Raw genomic sequence first — 22,795 nt, 5'->3', positions numbered from 1 at the left:
GCATCCCACGAAGCGACCGGGACTGATCATTCTCAAGGGGAGGGTCACCACCTCGGTCCCGGACCCACCGTCGCGGTGGGCACCACTCTGCCACCGTCCCGCACAAGCTGTCAGTGGTTTCATCACTCGGCGGTGGCCAAAACCAGCAGGTCACCGCCGCCTGACGGTTCCGTGACGGTGTGTCCCAGCTGAACGAGCAGGCCAGAAACCGCAGCCTGCACGACCGACTGCATGCTGTCGCCAGATGCTCCGCGCTGGTCCTTCGCCAGCGAAGCGAATCCGTCCGAGGCCGTCCACCTCACCAGCACCCCGGCCGGCACCTCCGTCACCACAAGCCCCGGCCTCCCGCCATCCGCACCCTCCCCTACCAGATAAAACCCTGCTTGGATCAAGGCATGCCGAACCCGCACGAGCAGGTCGGACGGCGCAGATGACACAGAGCCCGCCTGCCCCGATCCGGCGCGATCAAGCCACCAGACTGCAAAGCAGGTACTGAACGCCGAGGGCACCCTGGCGGCGACTTCATCATGGCCCTCACGCTCCCGGCAGCGCCGGGCCTGCGTCGACTCCTGCCCATCCGCCGAACGCGCGACGTCGCAGTCCGCGAGCGCTGCAGCCTGGACGGCACAGGAATTCTGGTTCTCGCAGCCCGAGTGAGAGCTGGCGCACGCGCCCTACCAGCGGATTCCATCGCCGACGGCGACACTACGCTCACACTCGTACTCCATCTACGGGGTACGTGCGTATACGGCTGGCTACACCACCTATGCGGTGTCCCGCGGTGTCGTGCCCAGGGCTTGGGCCACCAGCGTGATGATCTCCTCACGCGACTCGTCCAGCAACAGGTGCCCCGAGCGCTCAAGGACGTGCAGTCTGGCGCCCAGGTGCCGCTGCGCGGCCGATGCCACGCGTTGCGGCGGCAGGAAGACGTCATGCCGGCCGGTGGCCACTACGCACGGCACCGACCTGCGCTCGGCCAGCAGCCGTGGGGGGAGCGGGGCCGGGGCGAGACTACTATGGCAGCAACGGGCGACCACGGTCATCCACTCCGCGAGGTCGTCCGGCACCCGTCCGCCGGGCGCCACCATCCGGCGCAGTACCCGGGCCGCCCGCGGTGTTGTCGGCCGAGCCAGCCACGGCACGGTGGCCGCCACCACGGTCGGAGGGACCAGCAGCCGCACCAGTCCGGCGCTGGACAGCAGCACCCGCCCGGTGATGTGCGGAGAGTCGGAGGCGAGCACGATGGCACCGCCCAGCGAGTGCCCGACGACGACGGCCGGTCCCGGCACCACTTGTTCCAGCGCCTCGGTGAGCCACTGCCCGTACCAGGCGGACCGACCGCGCCGCGGACGCACATCGGCGCTCAGACCCGGCTGCCCTGGCACGTCGAGAACCACGGTGGACCAGCATGCCGCCAGCGCCTCGGAGACGTGCCGGTAGAGGGCACCGTTGGTGTTCGTGCCGGGAACCAGCACCACGGTCGGCGCGGCGGGCGCAGGCGCAGGGCCCATGGTGATGACGCTGGTGACCCCGGCGGTCGTGGGGATCTCATGGCGCTGGTGCGGCACACCCCACTCACCGAGCCGTTCGAGACACCAATCCCGCACCCGCTGGCGACTCTTGGCGTTGCGATAGACGGAGGGCACGTCGGCAGGGTAGCCCCGCTGAGCGGTACGGGTCGGGGTGGCGGATTTTTCCTCGCCTCAACATTCGCGACGCCGCTTATCCGGTCTACGAGCTCCTCACGAGTCGAGGACCATTCGCTCCTGGCCCTGGGTCCAGGTCCCGCGCGATCAGTTATGCGTGGCCGACGGCGTCCTGATCGCTGATGGTCTCGTATGCGTCCGCCGGCGGCGGTGTGGTGTCGTTGGGCTTCGGGGCGGGTTGCGGGCGGTGATGCCTGAGCAGGCGGGTGGCCAGGGGCTCGGTGTAGCGGGCGGTGAGGGGTCCGAGGAGGACGAGGATCAGGACGTAGGCGGTGGCCAGCGGGCCGAGGGAGGGTTCGACGCCGGCGGCGACGGCGAGTCCGGCGATCACGATGGAGAACTCGCCGCGCGCGACGAGGGCGCCGCCGGCTCGCCAGCGGCCCTTGGTGGCGATGCCGGCCCGCTTGGCGGCCCAGTAGCCGGTGGCGATCTTCGTGCAGGCGGTGACGGCGGCCAGGGCGAGGGCGGGCAGGAGGACGGGCGGGATGCTGGCGGGGTCGGTGTTCAGGCCGAAGAAGACGAAGAACACGGCGGCGAACAGGTCCCGCAGCGGGGCAAGAAGACTGTGCGCGCCGTCGGCGACCTCGCCGGACAGCGCGATGCCGACGAGGAAGGCACCCACGGCGGCGGACACATTCAGCTGCTGGGCGAGCCCGGCGATCAGCAGGGTCAGGCCCAGGACCACGAGGAGTAGCTTCTCGGGGTCGTCGCTGGAGACGAAGCGGGAGATGTGGCGGCCGTAGCGGACCGCGAGGACCAGAACGAGGGCGGCTGCGCCGAGGGCGATGGCGAGGGTGACGCTGCCTGACGCCAGGCCGGTCCCGGCCAGCAGGGCCGTGAGGATCGGCAGGTAGACCGCCATGGAGAGGTCTTCGAGGACGAGGATGCTCAGGACGGTCGGGGTTTCGCGGTTGCCCAGGCGGCCCAGGTCGCCGAGGACCTTGGCGATGACGCCGGAGGAGGAGACCCAGGTGACGCCGGCCAGGACGACGGCGGCGACCGGTCCCCAGCCCAGCAGGAGCGCGAGTGCCGCGCCGGGCAGGGCGTTGAGGAGGGCGTCGACGAGACCGGCGGGGTAGTGGGTCTTGAGGTTGGTGACCAGGTCGCTGGCCGTGTACTCCAGGCCCAGCATGAGCAGCAGCAGGATGACGCCGATCTCGGCGCCGATGGCCACGAACTCCTCGCTGGAACCCAGCGGCAGCAGCCCACCGTTGCCGAAGGCGAGTCCGGCCAGCAGGTACAGCGGAATCGGGGAGAACCGGAAACGCCCGGCGAACCGGCCGAGCAGTCCGAGAACCAGGATGATGCAGCCGAACTCGATCAGGAAGACAGCGGAGGAGTGCATGACGGGTTACTCCCGCCCGAGTACCGCGGCGGCGATCTCCACGCCTTCGCGGGTACCGATGACGATGAGGGTGTCACCGCCGGCGAGCCGGAAGTCGGGGGTGGGGGAGGGAATGGCCTCGGCCCGGCGCAGCACGGCCACGATCGAGGCGCCGGTCTCCGTGCGCATCCGGGTCTCGCCCAGCAGGCGCCCGTTCCAGCGCGATGTGGCGGTCAGTTCGATGCGCTCGGCCACAAGCCCCAGGCCGGTGGTGGACAGCAGGTTGGGGTTGTGGTGGGCGGGCATCAGCGCGTCGATGAGGGTGGCCGCCTCCTCGGCGGTCAGCCGTACGGACAGGGCACACGCGTCGGGGTCGTCTTCCCGGTACGCGCTGATCGTGCGCGGCCCGTCCCGATGGGCGACCACGGAGAGACGGCGGTGCTCCCGTGTTGTCAGGTCGTAGCGGACACCGATTCCCGGCAACGGTGTGCTGCTCAGGCGTGGCGCGCCCATGGCTGTCCCCCTCCTCTGTCGGCGTGAGCGTTGGTCTCTGTGGCTCGCGTGCGGGGGCCGCCCGGACGAGCGCCCAGATCAGATCCGGATTGTGAGGCTCATCTTATGATCCGCAGGCGGACGGCGCCCCGGAGCGGCTGGAGCTGCCGGAGCTGCTGAGCCATCAACGATGGCCGCAGCGGACCTGGCTCCTTTGCCGTTCCGTGTGTTCTCACGCTCAGCGAGACCGCGCGCTGAACGTGGCGGGATCCGGTGGCGGCCCGGCTGCCCGGTCCTCAGCCACGGGTTTGGGCACCGGTCTCCTGGTGGGCCGACGGTCCGCCGAACGGCCATCTCCATCCTGTGAGCCAAGCTCGCCCAGCTTCTCGACCACGTTCCGTGGGGGGCGGGGCGACGAACTGATGACGAGGATGGCGAGTGGCGGGGGGTGATAGCCGAGCCCTGCTCGATTCCGATCGGTTACGGGGTCTGGACCGGCGCGGCGGTCCGCGGGAGGCGCCGGCGCAGCGTGGCCGCGAACTCCTCCGCCCGGGCCAGCTGGGTGCGCAGGTCGGCCACGCGCTGCTGCGCGGCCTCTTCGAAGCCCCGCAGCCGGTCCAGGAGTTCTTCGCGCTCTTCGGGTCGCAGTTCCTTGCCGGAGTCGAGGCGGTCGGTGGCCTCCAGCAGGGCGCGCATCTCGTCGAGGGTGAAGCCGAGGGGCTTCATGCGGCGGATGACCATCAGGCGGGCGACGTCGGCCTCGGTGTAGAGGCGGAAGCCGCCCTGGGAGCGGGCCGAGGGGGCGACGAGGCCGGTCTCCTCGTAGTGTCGGATGGTGCGCAGGGACAGCTCGGTTCGCGCGGCGACCTCACCGATCTGCATGTGCTTGCCGTCCACGTCCCCGACCTGGCCTCTCTCGTTGTCGACGGCGCTGCGTCCCATCCAGCCGCCGATCTCTACTCTAACGTTAGGGTAGAGTCTCCGTCGGAGGCTCGACCTGAGCGCCGTCACTTCCTCGTCTGCGGTGCGGGTTTCCAGCCCGGCCGTCTCCGTGTCGGGGCCGATGCCGCCCCCGGTGAAGAATCCGAGTCTTGCAGGAGAAACGCGTGCGCGAGTCCGTGGTGCCTGGCGCCGCCGCCTGTCCGCCGTGACCCTTCGCCCCTGACCAGAGCCTGACGCACGTGATCGCGACGCCGTCGGCTCTCCTCGACTTCCGGCCCGAAAACGGGCCGACCCCGGAACGCCGGCCCCGGCCTTCCTCGCCGTCTTCCGCGCGCCCCGGCTTGTCCCAGGGATGTGCCCGAGCACGACAGGTAACTGCTTCGTTGTCTTCTTCCGTACTGTCTCCCGCCGCGCGGCTGAACGGCCTCAAACCGGACTGGCTGCGTGATCCGAAGGTCTGGCGCACCGAGGTACTGGCCGGCCTGGTAGTCGCGCTCGCGCTGATCCCCGAGGCGATCTCCTTTTCCATCATCGCTGGTGTCGACCCGGCCATCGGCCTGTTCGCCTCCTTCACCATGGCCGTCACCATCGCCGTCGTCGGCGGGCGCCGGGCCATGATCTCCGCCGCCACCGGCGCCGTCGCCCTCGTGATCGCACCTCTGAACCGCGAGCACGGCCTGGGCTACCTCGTCGCAGCGGTCATCCTCGCCGGGGTCTTCCAGGTGATCCTCGGGGCACTCGGGGTGGCCAAGCTGATGCGGTTCATCCCCCGCAGCGTGATGGTCGGATTCGTCAACTCCCTCGCCATCCTGATCTTCATGGCCCAGGTCCCGGAGATGACGAGCGTGCCGTGGCCGGTCTACCCGCTGATCGCGGCCGGCCTGGCACTGATGGTGCTCTTTCCGAAGGTCACCACGGTCATCCCGGCACCGCTGGTCTCCATCGTCATCCTGACCGTGATCACCGTCGGCGCGGCCGTCGCGGTGCCGACCGTCGGCGACAAGGGCGCCCTGCCATCCTCCCTGCCGGTCCCCGGCCTGCCCGACGTGCCCTTCACCCTGGACACGCTGACCACCATCGCCCCGTACGCCTTCGCGATGGCGCTGGTGGGCCTGATGGAGTCGCTGATGACGGCCAAGCTGGTCGACGACATCACCGACACCCACTCCAGCAAGACGCGCGAGTCCATCGGCCAGGGCATCGCCAACATCGTCACCGGCTTCTTCGGCGGCATGGGCGGATGCGCCATGATCGGCCAGACAATGATCAACGTGAAGGTGTCCGGCGCCCGCACCCGACTGTCCACGTTCCTGGCCGGGGCGTTCCTGATGGTGCTGTGCGTCGTCTTCGGCCCGGTCGTCTCGGACATCCCCATGGCCGCCCTGGTCGCGGTCATGGTCATGGTGTCGTTCGCGACGTTCGACTGGCACTCCATCGCCCCGAAGACCCTTCGCCGGATGCCGGCCGGGGAGATCACCGTCATGGTGACCACCGTCGCGTGCGTGGTCGCCACACACAACCTCGCCATCGGCGTCGTGGTCGGCTCGGTCACCGCCATGGTCGTCTTCGCCAAGCGCGTCGCGCACCTCGCCGAGGTCACCTCCGTCATCGACCCGGACGGCAGCACGGTCGTTTACCGGGTCACCGGCGAGCTGTTCTTCGCCTCCTCCAACGACCTCGTCGGCCAGTTCGACTACGCCACCGACCCCAAGAGGGTCGTCATCGACCTGTCCTCGGCCCACGTCTGGGACGCCTCCTCGGTCGCCGCCCTGGACGCCATCGAGGCCAAGTACGCCCAGCGCGGCAAGCAGGTCGAGATCACCGGCCTGAACGAACCCAGCGCCCACCTGCACGGCAAGCTCAGCGGCGAGCTGTCAGCCAGCCACTGACGCACTCGCGGGCACAGCCGCTTCTTGGTCTGGGTCGGCCCGCGGCGGCCGTATCGATCAGCCGGAGCACTACCGTGGGCCGACAAGCGAGTATCGGACGCGCACCGGGCCGACCGCTGTGTAGTCCGCTGCCGCGCCGCCGACACGCAGCCGGTGTACCTCTCGCCCCGTGGGGGACGGGGGCATGGCCGCATAAGCGTCCGGGCGGATGGAGTCGCTGCGGGTAGCGGCCTTGCTGTGATCGCACACGGCGTCGCGGGCTGTCGCGCATGATCGCCAGGCGGACCGGCCGGGGGCGAGCATGCATACGGGGCCATGGCCCACACCGTTCCTGCTGGGCTGTTTGGGGGCGCCGGCAGCAGATAGAGTGCAAAGAACACGTCAAGGGACGTGGGGTGTGCCGGGAAGTCTGGTCGGCGTGAAGGGGCCTTGTGCCCGTCGCCCTTGCCCGGAGGTGTGCCGTCATGGCCACACGCCCACGATTCCGCTCATCGTTCACCGGAGTGTTCCCTCTTGCGGCGTGGCAGGCCGTCGCTCACGCTCCTCATGTAGAAGCGGCCGACGGCCCGGTGGGTGCCGTGATGACGGACCGACCTGACGGGACGTCCGGCTGATGGCCACGGACGCCTCGCTGCTGGCCCCCGCAATCATCATCGCCACCTTGGTGGTCAGAACGGCAGTCGGTGAACTCCGGCAGCAAGGAACCGCCCGTGAGCAGTGGGCGTTTGCCACCGACCGTCGCGCTGTAGCCGCCGGAGTGACAACAGCAGGGGCCACCACCCTGCTGGGCTGGTGCCAGGCAGGCCCCGCAGCTCCGGCCTGGGCCCTGCTCATCGGTGCGCTCACCGCCCACCTCGTCCACCGGGATGGGGACAGACCGTGATCGGTCGTCATCAGGTACTTCCGGATCGACCCGGCGGTCACGCGCTCCGTCGGCCTACGCCGGTCGGCCCACTCCACCCGTGCCTCACGCTCCCCAGCCGGACGCAGCCGACCGCCGACTCCATCGTGGCGGAAGCCGGTCCCATGCCTCCGTCGGCCCGCCGCTCACCACAGGAGTCCTCACACGCATGATCTGGCACTGGATCGGCCTCGTCTTCTTCTCCCTCACCCTGCTCCCGGCCGGACTGGCCCTGGTCAGCGGTCGGATACCGCGCCGACTGAGGCACCGGTTCGCGCCCATGCGCCCCCGCGGCCTGGCCCTGCTCGCTCTCTACGCCGTCGCGCCCCTCAACACGGTGCCGCGCCTGGCCGAGGCGCCGCCCGTGATCACCCTGGTGGCTACAGCCACCGCAGCCATCGTGGCCGCAGTGGGCTGCACATACGCAGCCCTTGCGCCACGCAGAGTCGGGAAGGCCACCCCGTGACCAGTCGACGGCGCGTATGGCGCCTCGCGGTTTCCCTCACCGTCTGGTGGGCGCTGATCGCTCTCGTCCTCTGGCTTGTGGGCAAGGCGCTCGACCAGCCCGCCACGCTCACCCAGTGCATCGCCTCGGCCGCGTTCCTCGCCGCGGTCGGGGAAACCGGCGACTGGCTGCGGCGACGCCGAAGGGCCGACCGGCTCACCAAGCGGCGCTAGCCGGCACCGGCACGACACCAACCGCCCGCGGCCGTCGGGCCGGGCACCTGCCGCTGCCCGGCATCAGACCTCCCTCGGGACTCCTCCATCTTGACCCCGGTGTTGCCTGCGTCCGGGCCTCACCGCCGCGCTCGTTCCCGACGTTCCCGATGTTGCGGACGCGGCGGCGCGAACCGACTCGCACGACTACTCGGGAAAGGGCCTCGGGGTGGAGATGCTCGCCGAAAGGAGGGCTCAATCGTCGGACGTCCGCGTGCGGCGCGGCAGCTGGGCCGACTTCGCGGCCTCGGCCTCCGCCTTGGCGTCGCTCACCGCCGCGGCGGCCTGCTTTCCTGCCTCGTCCGCAGCCGCGGCGGCGTCGAGGGAAACCGTCGAGCCCGCCTCCAGCTGCGGAACCCGGCTTCCGTCCGACGTGTCGTGATCGTCGGCAGTGGCTGCTTCCTCGGGTTGTCCGGGCGTGGGAGGGCTCTCCGACGCCTGATCACCGAAGGCTCGGGTGACGGTCCGGACCGCCTCGGTGAGCTCCCCCGGGATCACCCAGAACGTGTTGTTGTCGCTGCTCGCCAGGTGCGGGAGCGTCTCCAGGTACTTGTAGGCCAGGACTTTCGGGTCGGCGTTGTTGCGATGGACGGCCTGGAAGACGAGTTCCACCGCCTTGGCCTCGCCGTCCGCCCGCAGGATCATGGCTTGCTGCGCGCCCTGGGCCTCCAGGATGTCCTTCTGCTTCGTGCCTTCCGCTGTGAGGATCTTGGCCTGTCGCTCGCCTTCGGCGTGCAGGATGGCCGCGCGCTTGTCCCGCTCGGCCCGCATCTGCTTCTCCATCGCCTCTTTGATGGTGGCCGGCGGGTCGATGGCCTTGATCTCCACGCGGTTGACCCGGATGCCCCACTTCCCGGTGGCGTCGTCGAGGACGGCGCGGAGCCGGGAGTTGATCTCCTCGCGCGAGGTGAGCGTCTCCTCCAGGTCCATGCTGCCGATGACATTGCGCAGCGTGGTCACGGTGAGCTGGTCGATCGCCTGGAGGTAGTCGGCGACCTCGTAGGCTGCCGCCCGCGGGTCGGTGATCTGGTAGTAGAGCACGGTGTCGATGTTGACCACGAGGTTGTCCTCGGTGATCACCGGCCTGGGGTCGGACGAATAGACCTGCTCGCGTACGTCGAGTTTGGTGTTGATGCGGTCCGCCACCGGCAGGACCAGGTTCAGTCCGGGCTGCAGCGTCCGGCGGTATCGGCCGAACCGCTCGATGTTGTAGCGACGCGCCTGCGGGACGATCCGCACCGTGGAGGCCACGAGGAAGACGACGACGAGGGCCGCCACGAGGATGGGGATGACGACGGGATCCACAGTGCCTCCGTTGCTGTTGGTTCAGCCGTTCACGGAAGGAGTTCGCGGGGGTAGACGATGGCGGTGGCACCCTCGATCTCCATGACGTCCACCACCGCTCCCACCGGAATGACAAGGCTCTCGTCGAGGGCGCGGGCGGACCATTCCTCACCGGAGAGTTTGATCAGGCCACGGGTCGCGGTGACCTCCTGCAAGACCTCGGCCCGCTTGCCGATCAGGGCATCACTGCCGTCTCGAGTGAGGGGCTGCTGTTCCATGTGGCGCAGCGCGATGGGCCGGACGATGACGACACCCGCTGCCGCCGCCAGCGCGAAGGCCACGAGCTGACCGAGAACACCGATGCCCACACCCGCGACCACGGCGGCGACCAACGCGGCACCCGCCAGCAGCCCGAAGACCAGGGTCAGGGTGAAGAACTCCGCAGCCCCCAGCGCCGCGGCGGCGAGCAGCCAGAGGAACCATGGCATCGCATCGCCCTCCTTCAGGGGCCTTCTTTACCAAGTTACCTGGCGGAACGCCGGGCGGAACAGGCGTGGGAGCCCCTCGCTCCTGATCGCTCGGCGTCCGTGCGAGCGTCGGACGGCCAGGCCCCCGCGACTGCTCAACCTTCCATCCACATGTGATACACATCACATCACCCTCATGCAATTTTTGCTCAGCGCAATGATTCATCCGTGGCCGGCGTCCGTACCTCCTGGCGACCGAATCCGCTCCCCGGCGGATGCCCGCGCTCGCGCCCCGACCCGGGCCAGAGCCCGCACGCCAGGAGGAACCATGCGCATCCCTCGTACCGCAGGAGCCATCTTCATGAGCGGCGGCCTGCTGATGACCGTCGTCGCGCTCGCCTACCCCGCCATCCTGGGCGTCGAGAAGACGGCCACCTCGACCGAGCGCATCATCGCCAACACTCCGTTCGGTCCGCTGACGGAGGCGGACCGGGACTTCGTGATCAAGGTGCGTTCGGCGGGGCTGTGGGAGTACCCGCTGGGCGAGATGGCCATGGAGCGGGGCACGACTCCTGAGATGAAGGAGGCCGGCGAGCATCTGGTCGTCGGGCACGCCGGTCTCGACGAGATGTGCCGCAAGATCGCCCCGGAACTGGGCATCACGCTCAACAACCAGGCGAGTCCGCAACAGCAGCAGTTCGTGGCCACCGTAGACGCGGCCCAGGGCAAGGAGTTCGACTCCACCGCCGTGCAGATCATGCGCGTCACGCACGGCCAGATCTTCCCGGCCATCGCCAAGATCCGCGCCAGCACCCGCAACACCCTGGTGCGCCAGCTGGCCGACCTAGCCAACGACACGGTGCTCGATCACATCACCGTGCTGGAGAAGACCGGCCTGGTCAACCACGAGAACGTCAACTACCAGCAGACCAACCCTCCGAAACTGCCCAAGGACCAGGCCACCCCGCCCGTGCCCCAGCCCGGCGCCCCCATGGTGGTCCTGACCCCGCGACCGGACCTGGACGTCAACACCGCCGCCCCGACCGCTCCCCCCAGCCCTTCGCCGTCGGCTTCGGCCGACGCGGAATGACGCCGGAGCCCACCGTGCCGGGTCGCCTCGGCCCCGCGCCCGGCACCGAACAGGCGGGCGGCCGGGGCCGAGCGACACCCGGCCAGGAGGCTCGCGTTCGACGAAGGGCCCCTCAAACGTCAGGAGCCTCAAAAGCCTCAGGAAGGCGGATCAAGCCGGAAGGACCGTACGACGGCAAGCGCGCACCCGGCGACAAGCGCGAGCGCCACCGCCGCCACCCGCAGCAGCCGGCCACGGTCCGCACCCGGCGCCACACCCCGCGGTGGCACCGCCCCCTTCGGATCGAACACCACCGTCAGGGCATCCCCCGGCCGGGTCGAGCCTTCGCATCCTCGCCAGATCCGTGTCGAGAGGGGCGCCCCGGCCCGGTCAGCCACGGAGCACAGGTACCGTCCGCCCGCGGTGCCGGTTCCCGGCCCGCCCTCGACCAGGGTCACCACCGCAGGCCGCACCTCACCCCGCTGGGTCAGCACCAGCCAGCCGGCCACCTGGGGCGTGAGCAGCGCCAGGCTCAGCCCGAGCATGGCGGCGACGCAGACGAGCGCGCGGCCCGCGCCGGTTATCACGAGGTAAAGGGCGAGCGCGCCTGCGATCACCAGTCCGCCCTCGCCGGCCGCCAGCGCCGGATGTCCGGTCCAGACCCCGGCGATCCCGACTCCGGTGATGGTGCTCGCCGCGAGGGCACCGACGAAAATCCCTTCGGCGAGCAGCCAACGCGGCGGCGGACCGACGAACTCCGCGGGTCCCCACACAAAGGCCGTCACATGGGCCGCCAGGCCCGTACGGCTGTCCGGCCGCGGTCGAGGGGGTCGCCGCACCCGCCGCTCCTCCCCGGTCGTCTCCCGATGTTCGGAGCCGCGCCACCGGTGTGACGATCCAGGACGTCACGACATCCCCACAGCCCCCTTGCATTATGCAAAAGAGCCAAGAGGGAAGAACAGTACGATCAAAGGCCGGAACCGACCGAAGGAGCTGGGGCCGTGGCCGCGGGTGCGGTCAGGCTCCCCTGGGCACGACGGAGTCCACCCAGCCCAGGGGATACAGCTCCGCGCCGCCCCCCGCCGTCGGTGCGAGCGGTTCGTCGCCCGCCTCGTTGAAGGCGGTGAGCGCGTCCACGAGGGCGGACCGCTGGTCCGGTGACAGGCGCTCGACGATCCCGGCGATCTCCGTCCTACGGCGGCCGGTGACGTCCTCGACGGTGCGTCGCCCCTCCTCCGTGAGCTGAAGGACAGTCTCACGGCGGTTGCTGGGATTGGTCTGCCGGTCGGCGAGCCCGGCGGCGATGAGCCGGTCGACCATGCGCATGGCGGTGGACGGCGCGACCTGGAGGAGGTCGGCGAGGGTCACCAGCTTGGTGGCCCCGTGCGTGGAGAGCACCACGAGCATGCGGAACTGGGGCAGCGTCACCCGCTCCTCCACCTCGGCGAGCGACCGGGCGGAGACGGCGACCAAGAGTCTCGACGCGGTGAGCACGGCACGGGTCACCACGTCGACATCGTCCATATCCCCGGCCGGGGCCTCACGTTGCACCATGCGACCTTTGTACCTCGCCGCGGGCGCCGTCCGCTCAGCTCATAGGAACAGATTTTCCACTCCCATGACCCTTCCATGGTTCATCTCGGTACCCGGGTTCCCCGGCCGCTCCCATGCCCGCGGTAGCGGAGCAGTAGCATGGCGGCGTCGTCGTGGGGCGGTCCCTCGGCGTGGCCCTGCACATCGCGGCGAAGCGCGTCGAGCGCGGCATGCGCGTCGGGCTCCTTGAGCAGAGAGGCCCGTTCGGCGAGCGGATAGAAGTGCCCGCCCTCATCCCGCGCCTCGGTGACACCGTCGGTGTACAGCAATAACTGCTCGCCTGGGGCGAACCCCACCCTGTACGGCCGCGGCCCGGCGTCGCCGTGCGCTCCCAGCCCCAGCGGCAGCGTGTAAGCGGGCGGCTCGGGGAAGTCCGCGGTGCCGTCGTCCCGTACCAGCATCGGGGCCGGATGGCCGTAATTGAGAAGGATCGCCTCGTGGTCGGAGCCGATCTCGGCGAGGATCGCGGTGACGAACTTCTCACCCTCCAACTCCCGTTCCACGCTCCGCTCCAGCCGTTCCCCCAGCCCCACCAGGTCCGGCTCGTCGTGCGCCGCCTCACGGAACGCGCCAAGTACCACCGCGGCCGTCTCCACGGCGGCCAGCCCCTTGCCCTGCACGTCCCCCACGATCACCCGGATCCCGTGCGGCGAGGCGACCACCTCGTACAGATCGCCCCCGATCCGTGCCTCCGCCACGGCCGAGGTGTACGACACCGCCGCCTGCAGCGGTCCGGCCGTCAGCGGCACCGGCCGCAGCAGCACGCGCTGCGCCACCTCCGCGATCGAGCGCATGCCGGCCAGCTCCGCCTCCCGCCGGGAGCGCGTCACGGCCGCCGCGATCCCCGCGCCGGTGACGCCCACGACCGATCCCAGCGCGGCGAATCCCCGGCGTTCCACGAACAGCCCGTCGTAGATTCCGAGCCCGACGCACAGTACGAGCGCCGCCGCACCCGTCAGCGCGGTGCGGCGCCAACCGCCGACCAGTCCGGCGAACGCGGGCCCCAGGGACACCAACGGCAACAGTCCGACCCCCGGCCCGACCACGACGTCCACGACGGTCACCACCGCCATGACCCCGCCCGGCATCCACGACAGCAACGTGGCGCTCTGCGGCGGCTTCTTCCCAGTCATGGCGTACTCCAGCGGTGTGGCGGACCCCAGAGAGCCGCTCGACCCGGCACCCTCTCACCTTTAGACTATGCAAGAGTCCGGTCGTGGACCGGCCCTCACCACGAGCCTTTACCCAATCGAGGCCCGGAGGCGACACCGGACCAACCGTGACCGACGGAGAACGCTGATGACGACGCACCAGGACTCCGCCCCGCGCCGCCCTCGCCGTCTTGCCGGATGGCGGCGGGTGCCGCTGCGGCTGCCGATCCTTCTCTTCAAGGCGGGGCTCGCTCCCCTCTTCGGTAAGCGGCTGCTCCTGCTGCACCACACCGGCCGGGTCAGCGGGCTCGACCGCCGCACGGTCCTGGAGGTGGTGGCATACGACAGCGAATGCGGCAGCTGGACCGTCGCGGCCGGGTTCGGCCCCGCGTCGGACTGGTACCAGAACCTCCGCCGACGGCCGCAGACGGTCGTCCAGTTCGGCAACCGCCACCACACCGTCACCGCGCACTTCCTCCCGGCGGAGGCCGGGGCGGAGATCATGGCGAAGTACTCCCGTCGGCATCCGCGTACGGCCCGCCGGCTGTGCGCGTTCATGGGTCTGCCCTCCGACGGAAGCGAGACCGCCTTCCTGACGGCCGGCAGCACCATCCCGTTCGTACGTCTCGATGCCTCGGACGGCTACCGCCAAGTTCCTGTCCCCTGAGGCGAGAAGCCACCGCACGCCGGTGACGGCGGGGCGGACCGGCCGTCGACCACCGCGCGGTCCGGCCGGCCGGCGCCCCCGGAGTCGTTCCGGGGGCGCCGCCCACCGCGGTGGCCGCTTTCCCTACACCGCGGTGATGCCCTCCATGCCGGACTCGGCGAAGGCGGGCAGACCGGTGGCGGTGGTGACCTTGGTGAGCGAACCGTTCCGGCCGATACGGAAGCCGTCGACCGTGCCGGAGACGGCGTTCTGGACGTACAGGAACCTCTCGTCCTCGGTCACCGCCAGATCGATCACCCCCTGGGACTTGGCCGAGGGCGGCGTGGCGATGCCGACGTCATTGGTGAGGGCGAGACGGCCCTGGCGGTCCATGCGGTAGCCGGTGACGGTGGAGTTGCCGGTGTTGCCTCCGTAGAAGAAGTCGCCCGCACGCTCCAGCCAGCACAGCGTGTCCTGGCCGTTCGGCAGCGGCTTCTGCACCAGTTCGAGGCGGCCGTCGGAGCGCACCTTGTACGCACTGACCGTCGACTTCGCGGCCTCGGCCACCAACATCCGCCCGGCCCTGTCGAAGGTGACAGCGAACGGCACCTCCCCGGCGGACCGGTTGACGACAGCCCGCTCGGCCGGGCGTCCGTCACGCCGCATCGGGAAGACCTCGATGGTGTTCGCGGACTTGGTGGTGACGACGAGTTCACGGCCGCCAGGGGTGAACGCGACCTGCCCCGGCGAGCTGCTGAACAACGGCACCGTGTCGTTGTCCAGCCCCAGGGAACGCTGCGAGCCACGCAGTGGCTTGAGCCCCTTGGCGGTGATCCGGAAGCCCTGGACACTGCCCTCACCGCCGGCGTTCATGACGTAGGCCACCGAACCGTGCACCGCGACGGAGGCAGGGAACTCGCCACCCGAGTCCACCACACGACGATTCGTCAGCTTCTGCCCCTGGACGCGGAACGAGGTCACCGTGCCGCTGCCCGCGTTGACCGCCAGCAGCAGCCCGGAGGCGTCGTCGTAGACGAGGGAGCCCTGGGAGGCGAGGGAGTCGGTGGGCGCGTCGACCTGGTCGCCGCCCTCGCCGCCGGTGGCGTAATGGCCGGCCGTGGTCAGTTTGCCGTCCTCGCCGCGCTGGAAGGCGTGGATGGTGTTGCCGGCGAGTTCGTTGCCCTGAACGAACACCGCGTGGTCGGCCCCGGCCGACGCCGGTGAACCCGTGTACCTGCGCCCGGTCTCCCCCGCCGACGCGACGGTCACGGTGGCCACGGCCGCGACGGTGGCGAGGACACCGGCTCCGGCGACCGTCAGTCGAACCTGTAACGAGGACCTGCGCCTGGTGTGCCTGCTCATCTCTGTGCTCCTCCTGCCCATCCGCCACCCCGGAACGGTGGCGGGCGAAGCCAGAGTTACCGGCGGGACAGGGGTGGCTGAAGGGGTTCGGCTTCCACGTCAGGGTCTTGTAAGAACCACCGGTGGCGATCTCATTTTGTACTGTGCAATGATCGAGCGGGGGCCGTCCGGCAGCCGGCTGCCACCCGGTACCAGGAGTGACGACGGCAGAAACCCGGTGGGGGGTCAGCGCGTCGGCAGCCGGACGCCCCCGCCAGCGGATCCGCCGCCGTGCTGGGCACAGCCGAAGAACGGGAAGTGGGACAGTGGCCGCTCAACCGCCTTACGGCGGCGGGACACCGGACGGGGAAGACCGCACGCCGCCCGTTCCCGACGAGGTGTGGCAGCGGTTCCTCACCGACAGCGAACCCGCGATACGGCGGACCTCGCCCAGGGAGCTCTCCGCCCGGGAGCGCACGGCCCCAGCGCGGCCCCGGCACTTCCTCGATCCGCGCGAGTGGCCGGCGCGCAAGGCGGAACCATCCCCCGTCCACGGCGAATCGGTCTCGCCGTACGAGGCCGAGGCAGTGGGGGAACTCTGGCAGTCGGCAGACCCGTGGCCCGGCCCGCCCTGGCGCGACCTGGACGGCCGGGCGAGGCGCCACCGTGCGGGTCGCGTGCTCGGCACGGCCGCCGCGATCACCGTGGTCCTCGGCCTCTTCGCCCTCCTGACGGCCTCAGGCAGCTCGTACGACGAGCAGGGCGACTCCATCTCGCAGCAGTCCGAGCAGGCCCCCACCAGGTGGCCCACCACTGCCGCGACTCCCAACGCCACGATCACGCCGCCCGGATGACACCTCGACTCGCCGCCGCCCGGTCCGGCCTCGGGGTGAACAGGAGGGCCCCACAGCACCGTACTGGTCACATACGGCCCAGGCCGATCGCCGGGGAAGGAGGCATGAGTGTGGCAGGCGAGGCCGTGCCGCCACCCGGTGAGCACCACGCTTCTCCGTATCGGGCGGACCGGATGGATCTGACGGATCGGGCGGGTACCTGCGTGCGAGCCGCGGTGTTCGCCGTGGTCGGCAGCGTGCTGGCGGTGTCGGGCCACTACGCCGTGGCCGACGGAGTCACTCCATGGCGGCCGACCGCAGTGCTCGTCCTCGCGCAGTTCGCCGTCGCCTGGCCCGCCGCCCGGCGTCGTTTCGCCCCTGTGGCGACGCTCGGCTGCACGCTCGGGGTCCAGGCACTGCTGCATGTGTCCCCGGCGCCGGCGGACAGCCCGACCGGAGCGGGTCATCTCGCTCAGGGCGCCCATCGGCACGCCATGGTCACCCCGGAGAGTGCATCCGGCTGGCATCAGGTGTCCGCCACCATGACGGCCGCCCATGTGCTCACCGCGCTGGCGGTGGCCTGGTTGCTGCACCGGGCCGACGCCACTCTCGCGATCGCCGTACGGTTCGCGCGAGCCGTGCGCGGCGTCGCGGGCTCCCTCGGCTCCCTGCTGTCGGCCAGCCTGACCGGCATCGGGCCGCGCCCCCTCCCCCACCTCGAACCGATCGAGCACCTCGCTCTTGTCGGGGCTCCACGGACACGGGCTCTGGAACACCCGCTGGTGCGCAGAGGGCCGCCGGGACACACGGCTGTCCCGGTTCGTCACTCCCCCGGGCCAAGGCACCAGCCTGCCCGGCCCCACCCGCAAGGAGCCTCCCGTGCCCCCGCACCGACCCATCCGTACGGCACACCGCCCCGCCCTGGCCGTTGCCGCCGCGCTGACCACCGCCCTCATACCGACCACTCCCGCGTCCGCCCACGCGGAGGTCGAGTCGGAAACCGCTCGTGCCCTGGCCGAGAACGTCACCATCGCCTTCACCTCCGAGGCCGAGTCCGACACCTCGGGATTCGTCCGACTGCGAGTCGTCCTCCCGGTCGGCATCGCACCCGGTGACATCACGCTCGCCGACGCACCCGAGGGCTGGAAACTGAAGCGCGCCACCGACGGCTACACCGTCGCGGGGCCCGCCCTGGACACCGGCGTCGACGCCGAACACAGCGTCAGGGTCCGTCGGCTGCCCGATGCCGAACAACTCGTGTTCAAGACCGTCGAGACCTACGGCGACGGCAAGACCTCCCGCTGGATCGAACTGCCGAGCGGCGACGTGGAGCCCGAACAGCCCGCCCCTTTACTGAAGTTGCGGCCAGCCTCCTCGGACACGTCTTCCTCCGCCTCCGGCCCGTCCACCAGCACCGCACCCACGCCGACGTCCACGGCCCCGGCAGACGACGCGCCCGCCGGAACCGAGAGGACGGCCGCCGGGCAGGATGACTCCCGACCCCTCGGCCTGTTCGCCGGCTCCGCTGTCGCCGTCCTGCTCGCCCTGGGCGGCGGCGCATGGTGGTTGGTCACGCGCGGAACGTCCCGCGACGCGGACCGAGCCGTCCGTGAGGCATGACGTGGAACGACGACTGCCGGAACGACGGCTGACGCAGCAAGGCGGGCGTGGGGGCAGGGCGCTGCTGCTGGTGATCGCCGTACTCGCCGGTGTCCTGCTGGGCAGCGCTGCGCCCGCCTCGGCGCACGCGGTACTGACCGACAGCGATCCGCGCGAGGGCTCGGTGCTGAAGACGGCGCCCGAACAGATCACGGTCTCCTTCAACGAATCCGTCGCCCTCAGAGAGGACTCCGTCCGCGTCCTCGACCCCGAGAGCCGCCCGGTGACCGCGGGCGATCCCGAACACGCGGACGGCGCAGCGAACACCGCGCGTGTGCCACTGACCGACGGCCTGGAGGAGGGCACGTACACCGTCTCCTGGCGGGTGCTCTCCGAGGACGGCCACGCCATCTCCGGTGCCTTCACCTTCGCCGTCGGCGCACCCTCGCAGACACGCGCCGAGACCTCCGCGGAGACGGCTGTCGACCCGTCCGTCGAGGTGCTGTACGACATCGGCCGGTACGTCGCCTACGGCGGCCTGGCCCTGCTGATCGGCACCGCCGTGTTCGTCCTCGTCTGTCGGCCCGGGGCCACGGCCGCGCGGGTCGTGCGGGGGCCGTTTCTGGCCGGATGGTGGGCGCTGGCGCTGTCGACGGCCGCGCTGCTGCTCGTGCGCGGACCGTACGGGAGCGGGGACGGACCGGCCGCTGTGTTCGACCCCCGGCTGCTGTGGAGCACTGCGGGCAGCCGCCCCGGCGTCGCGCTACTGGTCCGCCTGGCCTTGCTGCTCCTGGTGGCCCTGCTCCTGACACGCGGCCGGTCCGAGGGGCGGGCCGACCGCCGTACGGCCGTCGTGGGCACCGCCCTCGCCGTCGCTCTGGCCGCGACCTGGGCGGCGGCCGAGCACGCCTCCACGGGGATCCAGGTGCCGGTGGCGATGCCCTCCTCCGTGCTGCACCTGCTCGCCATGAGCGTATGGCTCGGCGGGCTGGCCGCGCTGCTGCTCACGCTCTACCGCGCGCCCGCCGGCGACTCGCTCCCGTCCGCCGCCGTAGGCCGGTTCTCGCGGCTCGCTCTCGGTGCGGTGGCCGTGCTGGCGGCCACCGGCGTCTACCAGTCCTGGCGCGGGCTCGGCTCGTGGGAGGCGTTCACCACGCCATACGGCAGGACGCTCGCCCTGAAGACCGGGGCCGTGATCCTCATGCTGCTGGCGGCGTCGTACTCCCGGAGCTGGACCGAGCGGCTGACGCGGCTGCCCCGGCGGGAACCGGTGCCGGTCGCGGTGGGTGGCGACGACCGGGCCCCGCTGTCGGTGCCGGCGACCGGGGCGGACCCCGGACCCGGCGTCGGCCCCGGACCGGACGACGCCAGCGGAACCGACGAGACCGGCACCGACCCTGAGTCCCGGCGGCGCGGCCTGCGCAGGTCCGTGCTCGCGGAGGTGGCGATCGGCGTCGTCGTCCTCGCGCTCACGACCGTGCTGACGGGCAGCCGGCCGGGGCGGGCCGCCACCGAGGCCGCCGCTGCCTCCGGGCAGCCGGTGGTGAACCTGAGCGTGGTCCCGTTCGACACCGGGGCTCCCGCCGGACGCGGCCGGGTGCAGATCACCCTGGAGCCGGGCCGGGTCGGCCGGAACGTCGTCGAGGCCGTGGTCTTCGGTGCCGACGGCGGTCTGATCGCCATCCCCGAACTGCGCCTCACCTTCACCCAGTCCGCGCGCCACGTCGGCCCGCTCGACGCCGAACTCGTCGACCAAAGCGGCTACTGGGGCAGTGACACCCTCGCGCTCCCGTTCCCCGGGACCTGGACGATGCGAGCCACCGTCCGTGTCTCCGACATCGACCAGGTCACCGTCGAGAAGAAGGTGACCATCGCCCCGTGAGACCGGGCGGGGGCCACCGGACCGGAGCGCGGTACCCGAAGCGCACCCCACCTGAACGCTCGCGTCCGACGGCCCGTAAGAGACGGGAAGCCAGCCAGCACCAAGGAGTTGCCCGATGCCCCGGATGCACCACCTCGGCGGTGGAGCGGGTCGGGAGTGCCGCGTGACACGCGGCGTCGAAGGAAGCGTCGGCGTCCTGCGCCCGGTAGAGGCAGCCGTGTTCGCGGCCGTGTGCGTCGTGGCCACCGCACTCGGGCATGCGCTGATCTCCGGCGACACTCTGCCTTGGTGGGCGATGGGTGTCGCGTTCACCGGAACCGCCTCGTGCGCGTGGTGGCTGACCGGCCGGGAACGCGGTGCCGCGACGGTCGTGGGCGCCACCGTCGTGGCGCAGGGCCTGCTGCACCTGCTGTTCAGCCTGTCCCCCAAGCTCACACCGACGTCGAACGCAGCGGTGGGTGGACCGGGAGTGGTGGGCGTCCGCTCCGGCACGAGCCACGGGATGCAGATCTCCCCCTCCGGCATGGCCATGCACCACGCCGGAGCGCATTCCGAGGCGATGGGGACGCCCGCGGACGAGTCACTGTGGTCCGCCGCGACGCATGGCGGCTCCCTCGGGATGCTGCTGGCGCATCTGGTGGCCGCCGTCGCGTGCGGAGTATGGCTGTGGCGGGGTGAGGCCGCCGTCCATCGGATCGCCAGGGCTCTGGCCGCCGTCGTGTTCGCGCCGCTGCGCCGGATCTGCCGGGTGCTCTTCCGTACGGCGGCCCGGCACGAGGTTCCGTCTCGCGGGGCCCTCGTCGGCGACGAGGAGAGCCGTCGGCCCGTCACCGCCGCCCTGAGACACGCCGTCGTCCGCAGGGGACCACCGCAGGAGCTCGTGCCATCCAGTCGCCCGTCTCCCGCCCGACCACTCGCCGCAGGGCCCTGAAACGCCCGATCCGGTGACATTCGGTCGTGGTCGGAGACAGGCGAGCGGTCGGCGTGCCCCTACGCGCGTCGGCCCGTCCCGTCCACGCTCCACAACCGGGAGTTCACCCCATGAGCCACCGCACAACGCCCTCGGCCGCTACACGCCGCCGCCCACGCACCCGTCTCGCCGTCACCTGCCTCACCGTCACCTGCACAGCCGCCCTGCTGTCGGGTTGCGGCGGCGAATCCTCCGAGAAGACATCGAACACCGCAGCTGGCGCGACGGCGTCCGCGTCCCCGTCCAAGAGCACGGACGAGATGTCCGGCATGGATGACATGAAGGACATGGCGATGGGTGACCCGTCGGCCACCCCCGCCGACAAGATCCCCGACGCCGACGTGGTGAAGGGCGCCTTCGAGCTGCTCGACACCCGCCCGCCGGGCATGGACGACGTCAGGGGCTCCGCGTGGCTGGCGCAGGGCCCGAAGGGCACCACGGTCACGGTGTCCCTGAGCGGTCTGCAGCCGGGGGCCACCTACATGTCGCACCTGCACGCCCAGTCGTGCTCGGCGAAGAACGGCGGCGACCACTTCCAGTTCGAGAAGGGCGGTGCGACGACGCCACCGAACGAGGTGCATCTGATGTTCACCGCCGACAAGTCGGGCATGGGAATGACGACGGTGAACAACGACAGGAGGACAGGCGAGGACGCCAAGGCGATCGTCGTCCACCCCTCCGAGGCACAGGACAACCGGATCGCATGCGCGGACTTCGAGTTCTGAGGGCGACGACGGTCCTGTCGGGCTGCCTGGGCGTGCTGCTGTTCCTCGGTGGCACGCCCGCCCGCGCCCACACCGCACTGGAGGACGCGTCACCTGGGCCGGGGGACACGGTCGGCCCTGGTGCCGCGGTCGTCTCGCTGACCTTCGGCCGGCTGAAGTCCGGCACCACGCCGAAGATCGGCCTGGTCGGCCCCGACGGTGCCACCGTGCCCGTCGGCAGGCCGGTCGTGGCCGACGGCTCCGTCACCTGCGCCGCGGTCGCGGGCCTGCCCACCGGCGTCAACACCCTCACGTACACCATCAACTCCGCCGACGGTGACACCCAGAGCAGCGCCTTCCAGTTCGAGGTCGCGAAGGGCGCCGCGACCGCCAAGGCCGCGACAGCCTGCCAACAGCTGAGCCTTCAGCCACCCGACACGGGTTCGGACACGGGCACGGGTGCGGACACGGTCGAGGACGAGGCGTTCCTCGGACTCGGCCGCACCACGGCCCTGGCCCTCCTCGCGGGGGCGGTCGTCGTGATCGCGGGCGCGGGCTTCCTGGCCGTGCGCGCACTTCGCGGAACACGGACGAACAGCTGACAAAGCGCTACGCATCGCTTGAGCCCGGCCCGGCAGACAACCGGACCGGGCTCAAGCGCGCTTGGCCTAGGAAGTCAGACCGCTCACAAATGACCAAGTCGAAACGGCACCTATGAGTGCCCCGACGATCCTGATGACGAGGGGGCTGAAGCCCGGGCCAGGGGCGAATGGCCCGCGACCCGTGAGGAACTCATAGGTTCGATAGGAAGCGTCGCGGATGTTGAGGGCAAGACAGAATCCGACAATTCCCAGAATTCCCTTCCACGCCAGATACAGGGAATCCATATCCTCTCAAGGGTGACTTGAGGTCATCGAGACGTGCCGCAGAATGTCGCGGCACGCCTCGCCCCTCATTCGATTGCTATCCGAGCGGGAATGACGTCGCGACCCAGCCGATCCCCAACAGGATCGCGAACAACCCCACCAGCCGGAAGGTCCCGGCGGTGGCGCGTCCAGGATTCATGAAATCGGCGAAGAAGGTGTAGAGGCGGGTCGCGATCCTCCCGAAGTCCCCGACGAGACAGACGCCGAAGATGATCAGGAGGATTCCGATGATCAGACTGAACATATCCAGACCTGCCCGAGCCTCACCGAGTGAACCATGTTCCGCTCCACGTCTTGTTCACGCCGGCATACCCCTCGTACTCGAGGCCCGCGCCGAAGCCCATCTCGAAGCTGCGCAC

The 22,795-nt window shown here is 70.6% G+C and carries 23 protein-coding genes; 12 read left to right on the top strand and 11 right to left on the bottom strand.

The features are described 5' to 3' along the window. Positions 1 to 764: 764 nt before the first annotated feature. From L3078_RS25110 to L3078_RS25095, 4 genes are all read right to left on the bottom strand, one after another. Positions 765 to 1,646, bottom strand: a complete 882-nt coding sequence (locus tag L3078_RS25110) for an alpha/beta fold hydrolase (protein ID WP_239756208.1) — start codon at positions 1,644 to 1,646, stop codon at positions 765 to 767. 151 nt (positions 1,647 to 1,797) lie between these two features. Beyond that, positions 1,798 to 3,051: a cation:proton antiporter gene (locus tag L3078_RS25105; RefSeq protein ID WP_239756207.1), complete on the bottom strand. Its 1,254-nt coding sequence runs from the start codon at positions 3,049 to 3,051 to the stop codon at positions 1,798 to 1,800. Positions 3,052 to 3,057: 6 nt separating this feature from the next. Further along, the gene (locus L3078_RS25100) at positions 3,058 to 3,543 is read right to left on the bottom strand and encodes a cation:proton antiporter regulatory subunit (protein WP_239756206.1); all 486 of its coding nucleotides are present in this window, start codon (positions 3,541 to 3,543) and stop codon (positions 3,058 to 3,060) included. Positions 3,544 to 4,002: 459 nt separating this feature from the next. Then, on the bottom strand, positions 4,003 to 4,404 hold the full coding sequence (locus L3078_RS25095) for a MerR family transcriptional regulator (RefSeq protein WP_239760458.1): 402 nt from the start codon (positions 4,402 to 4,404) through the stop codon (positions 4,003 to 4,005). 458 nt (positions 4,405 to 4,862) lie between these two features. Between L3078_RS25095 and L3078_RS25090 the strand changes: the two genes are divergently transcribed. The 4 genes from L3078_RS25090 to L3078_RS25075 all read left to right on the top strand — a co-directional run bounded on the left by L3078_RS25090 (position 4,863) and on the right by L3078_RS25075 (position 7,932). Beyond that, entirely contained in the window at positions 4,863 to 6,353 is a 1,491-nt protein-coding gene (locus L3078_RS25090) for a SulP family inorganic anion transporter (protein WP_239760457.1), read from the top strand. Positions 6,354 to 6,966: 613 nt separating this feature from the next. Further along, the gene (locus tag L3078_RS25085) at positions 6,967 to 7,236 is read left to right on the top strand and encodes a hypothetical protein (protein WP_239756205.1); all 270 of its coding nucleotides are present in this window, start codon (positions 6,967 to 6,969) and stop codon (positions 7,234 to 7,236) included. Positions 7,237 to 7,423: 187 nt separating this feature from the next. Continuing rightward, on the top strand, positions 7,424 to 7,720 hold the full coding sequence (locus tag L3078_RS25080; protein WP_239756204.1) for a hypothetical protein: 297 nt from the start codon (positions 7,424 to 7,426) through the stop codon (positions 7,718 to 7,720). Continuing rightward, positions 7,717 to 7,932, top strand: a complete 216-nt coding sequence (locus L3078_RS25075; protein WP_239756203.1) for a hypothetical protein — start codon at positions 7,717 to 7,719, stop codon at positions 7,930 to 7,932. Before L3078_RS25080 ends, L3078_RS25075 begins: the two co-directional genes overlap by 4 nt. A 234-nt stretch (positions 7,933 to 8,166) precedes the next feature. On the opposite strand, the gene L3078_RS25070 is transcribed toward L3078_RS25075, so the two are convergent. Both L3078_RS25070 and L3078_RS25065 read right to left on the bottom strand, forming a co-directional pair. Beyond that, positions 8,167 to 9,276 (bottom strand): SPFH domain-containing protein, encoded by a 1,110-nt coding sequence (locus tag L3078_RS25070; protein WP_239756202.1) that lies wholly within the window; start codon positions 9,274 to 9,276, stop codon positions 8,167 to 8,169. A 29-nt stretch (positions 9,277 to 9,305) separates the two neighbouring features. Next, positions 9,306 to 9,743: an NfeD family protein gene (locus L3078_RS25065; RefSeq protein ID WP_239756201.1), complete on the bottom strand. Its 438-nt coding sequence runs from the start codon at positions 9,741 to 9,743 to the stop codon at positions 9,306 to 9,308. A gap of 307 nt (positions 9,744 to 10,050) precedes the next feature. Here L3078_RS25065 and L3078_RS25060 point away from each other — a divergent pair, with 307 nt between their 5' ends. Then, a complete protein-coding gene (locus tag L3078_RS25060; RefSeq protein WP_239756200.1) occupies positions 10,051 to 10,812 on the top strand; it encodes a DUF4142 domain-containing protein in 762 nt (253 codons plus the stop codon). A 137-nt stretch (positions 10,813 to 10,949) separates the two neighbouring features. Here the strand turns inward: L3078_RS25060 and L3078_RS25055 are convergent, their stop codons facing one another. The 3 genes from L3078_RS25055 to L3078_RS25045 form a co-directional block, all read right to left on the bottom strand. Next, a complete protein-coding gene (locus L3078_RS25055) occupies positions 10,950 to 11,576 on the bottom strand; it encodes a hypothetical protein (protein WP_239756199.1) in 627 nt (208 codons plus the stop codon). A 232-nt stretch (positions 11,577 to 11,808) separates the two neighbouring features. After that, positions 11,809 to 12,345, bottom strand: a complete 537-nt coding sequence (locus L3078_RS25050) for a MarR family winged helix-turn-helix transcriptional regulator (protein ID WP_060888314.1) — start codon at positions 12,343 to 12,345, stop codon at positions 11,809 to 11,811. An 80-nt stretch (positions 12,346 to 12,425) separates the two neighbouring features. Then, on the bottom strand, positions 12,426 to 13,517 hold the full coding sequence (locus L3078_RS25045) for a PP2C family protein-serine/threonine phosphatase (RefSeq protein WP_239756198.1): 1,092 nt from the start codon (positions 13,515 to 13,517) through the stop codon (positions 12,426 to 12,428). A 166-nt stretch (positions 13,518 to 13,683) separates the two neighbouring features. Between L3078_RS25045 and L3078_RS25040 the strand changes: the two genes are divergently transcribed. After that, positions 13,684 to 14,202, top strand: a complete 519-nt coding sequence (locus L3078_RS25040) for a nitroreductase family deazaflavin-dependent oxidoreductase (RefSeq protein WP_239756197.1) — start codon at positions 13,684 to 13,686, stop codon at positions 14,200 to 14,202. Positions 14,203 to 14,325: 123 nt separating this feature from the next. On the opposite strand, the gene L3078_RS25035 is transcribed toward L3078_RS25040, so the two are convergent. Next, positions 14,326 to 15,543, bottom strand: a complete 1,218-nt coding sequence (locus tag L3078_RS25035; RefSeq protein ID WP_239756196.1) for a lactonase family protein — start codon at positions 15,541 to 15,543, stop codon at positions 14,326 to 14,328. 305 nt (positions 15,544 to 15,848) lie between these two features. Here L3078_RS25035 and L3078_RS25030 point away from each other — a divergent pair, with 305 nt between their 5' ends. The 6 genes from L3078_RS25030 (at position 15,849) to L3078_RS25005 (ending at position 22,112) form a co-directional block, all read left to right on the top strand. After that, entirely contained in the window at positions 15,849 to 16,376 is a 528-nt protein-coding gene (locus L3078_RS25030) for a hypothetical protein (RefSeq protein ID WP_239756195.1), read from the top strand. Between the two features lie 858 nt (positions 16,377 to 17,234). Next, entirely contained in the window at positions 17,235 to 17,975 is a 741-nt protein-coding gene (locus L3078_RS25025) for a DUF1775 domain-containing protein (protein WP_239756194.1), read from the top strand. A 64-nt stretch (positions 17,976 to 18,039) separates the two neighbouring features. Next, the gene (locus L3078_RS25020; RefSeq protein ID WP_239760456.1) at positions 18,040 to 19,836 is read left to right on the top strand and encodes a copper resistance CopC/CopD family protein; all 1,797 of its coding nucleotides are present in this window, start codon (positions 18,040 to 18,042) and stop codon (positions 19,834 to 19,836) included. A gap of 115 nt (positions 19,837 to 19,951) precedes the next feature. Further along, on the top strand, positions 19,952 to 20,767 hold the full coding sequence (locus tag L3078_RS25015; RefSeq protein WP_239756193.1) for a hypothetical protein: 816 nt from the start codon (positions 19,952 to 19,954) through the stop codon (positions 20,765 to 20,767). 110 nt (positions 20,768 to 20,877) lie between these two features. Continuing rightward, positions 20,878 to 21,531, top strand: a complete 654-nt coding sequence (locus L3078_RS25010; protein WP_239756192.1) for a superoxide dismutase family protein — start codon at positions 20,878 to 20,880, stop codon at positions 21,529 to 21,531. Beyond that, entirely contained in the window at positions 21,510 to 22,112 is a 603-nt protein-coding gene (locus tag L3078_RS25005) for a copper resistance CopC family protein (protein ID WP_239756191.1), read from the top strand. Before L3078_RS25010 ends, L3078_RS25005 begins: the two co-directional genes overlap by 22 nt. A gap of 361 nt (positions 22,113 to 22,473) precedes the next feature. Here the strand turns inward: L3078_RS25005 and L3078_RS25000 are convergent, their stop codons facing one another. After that, a complete protein-coding gene (locus L3078_RS25000; RefSeq protein WP_239756190.1) occupies positions 22,474 to 22,680 on the bottom strand; it encodes a hypothetical protein in 207 nt (68 codons plus the stop codon). Between the last annotated feature and the right edge of the window lie 115 nt (positions 22,681 to 22,795).

The organism is Streptomyces deccanensis (assembly GCF_022385335.1).
Lineage (GTDB): Bacteria > Actinomycetota > Actinomycetes > Streptomycetales > Streptomycetaceae > Streptomyces > Streptomyces deccanensis.
Note: the sequence above shows the minus strand (reverse complement) of the source record. Positions and strands in the feature narration are given on the sequence as shown.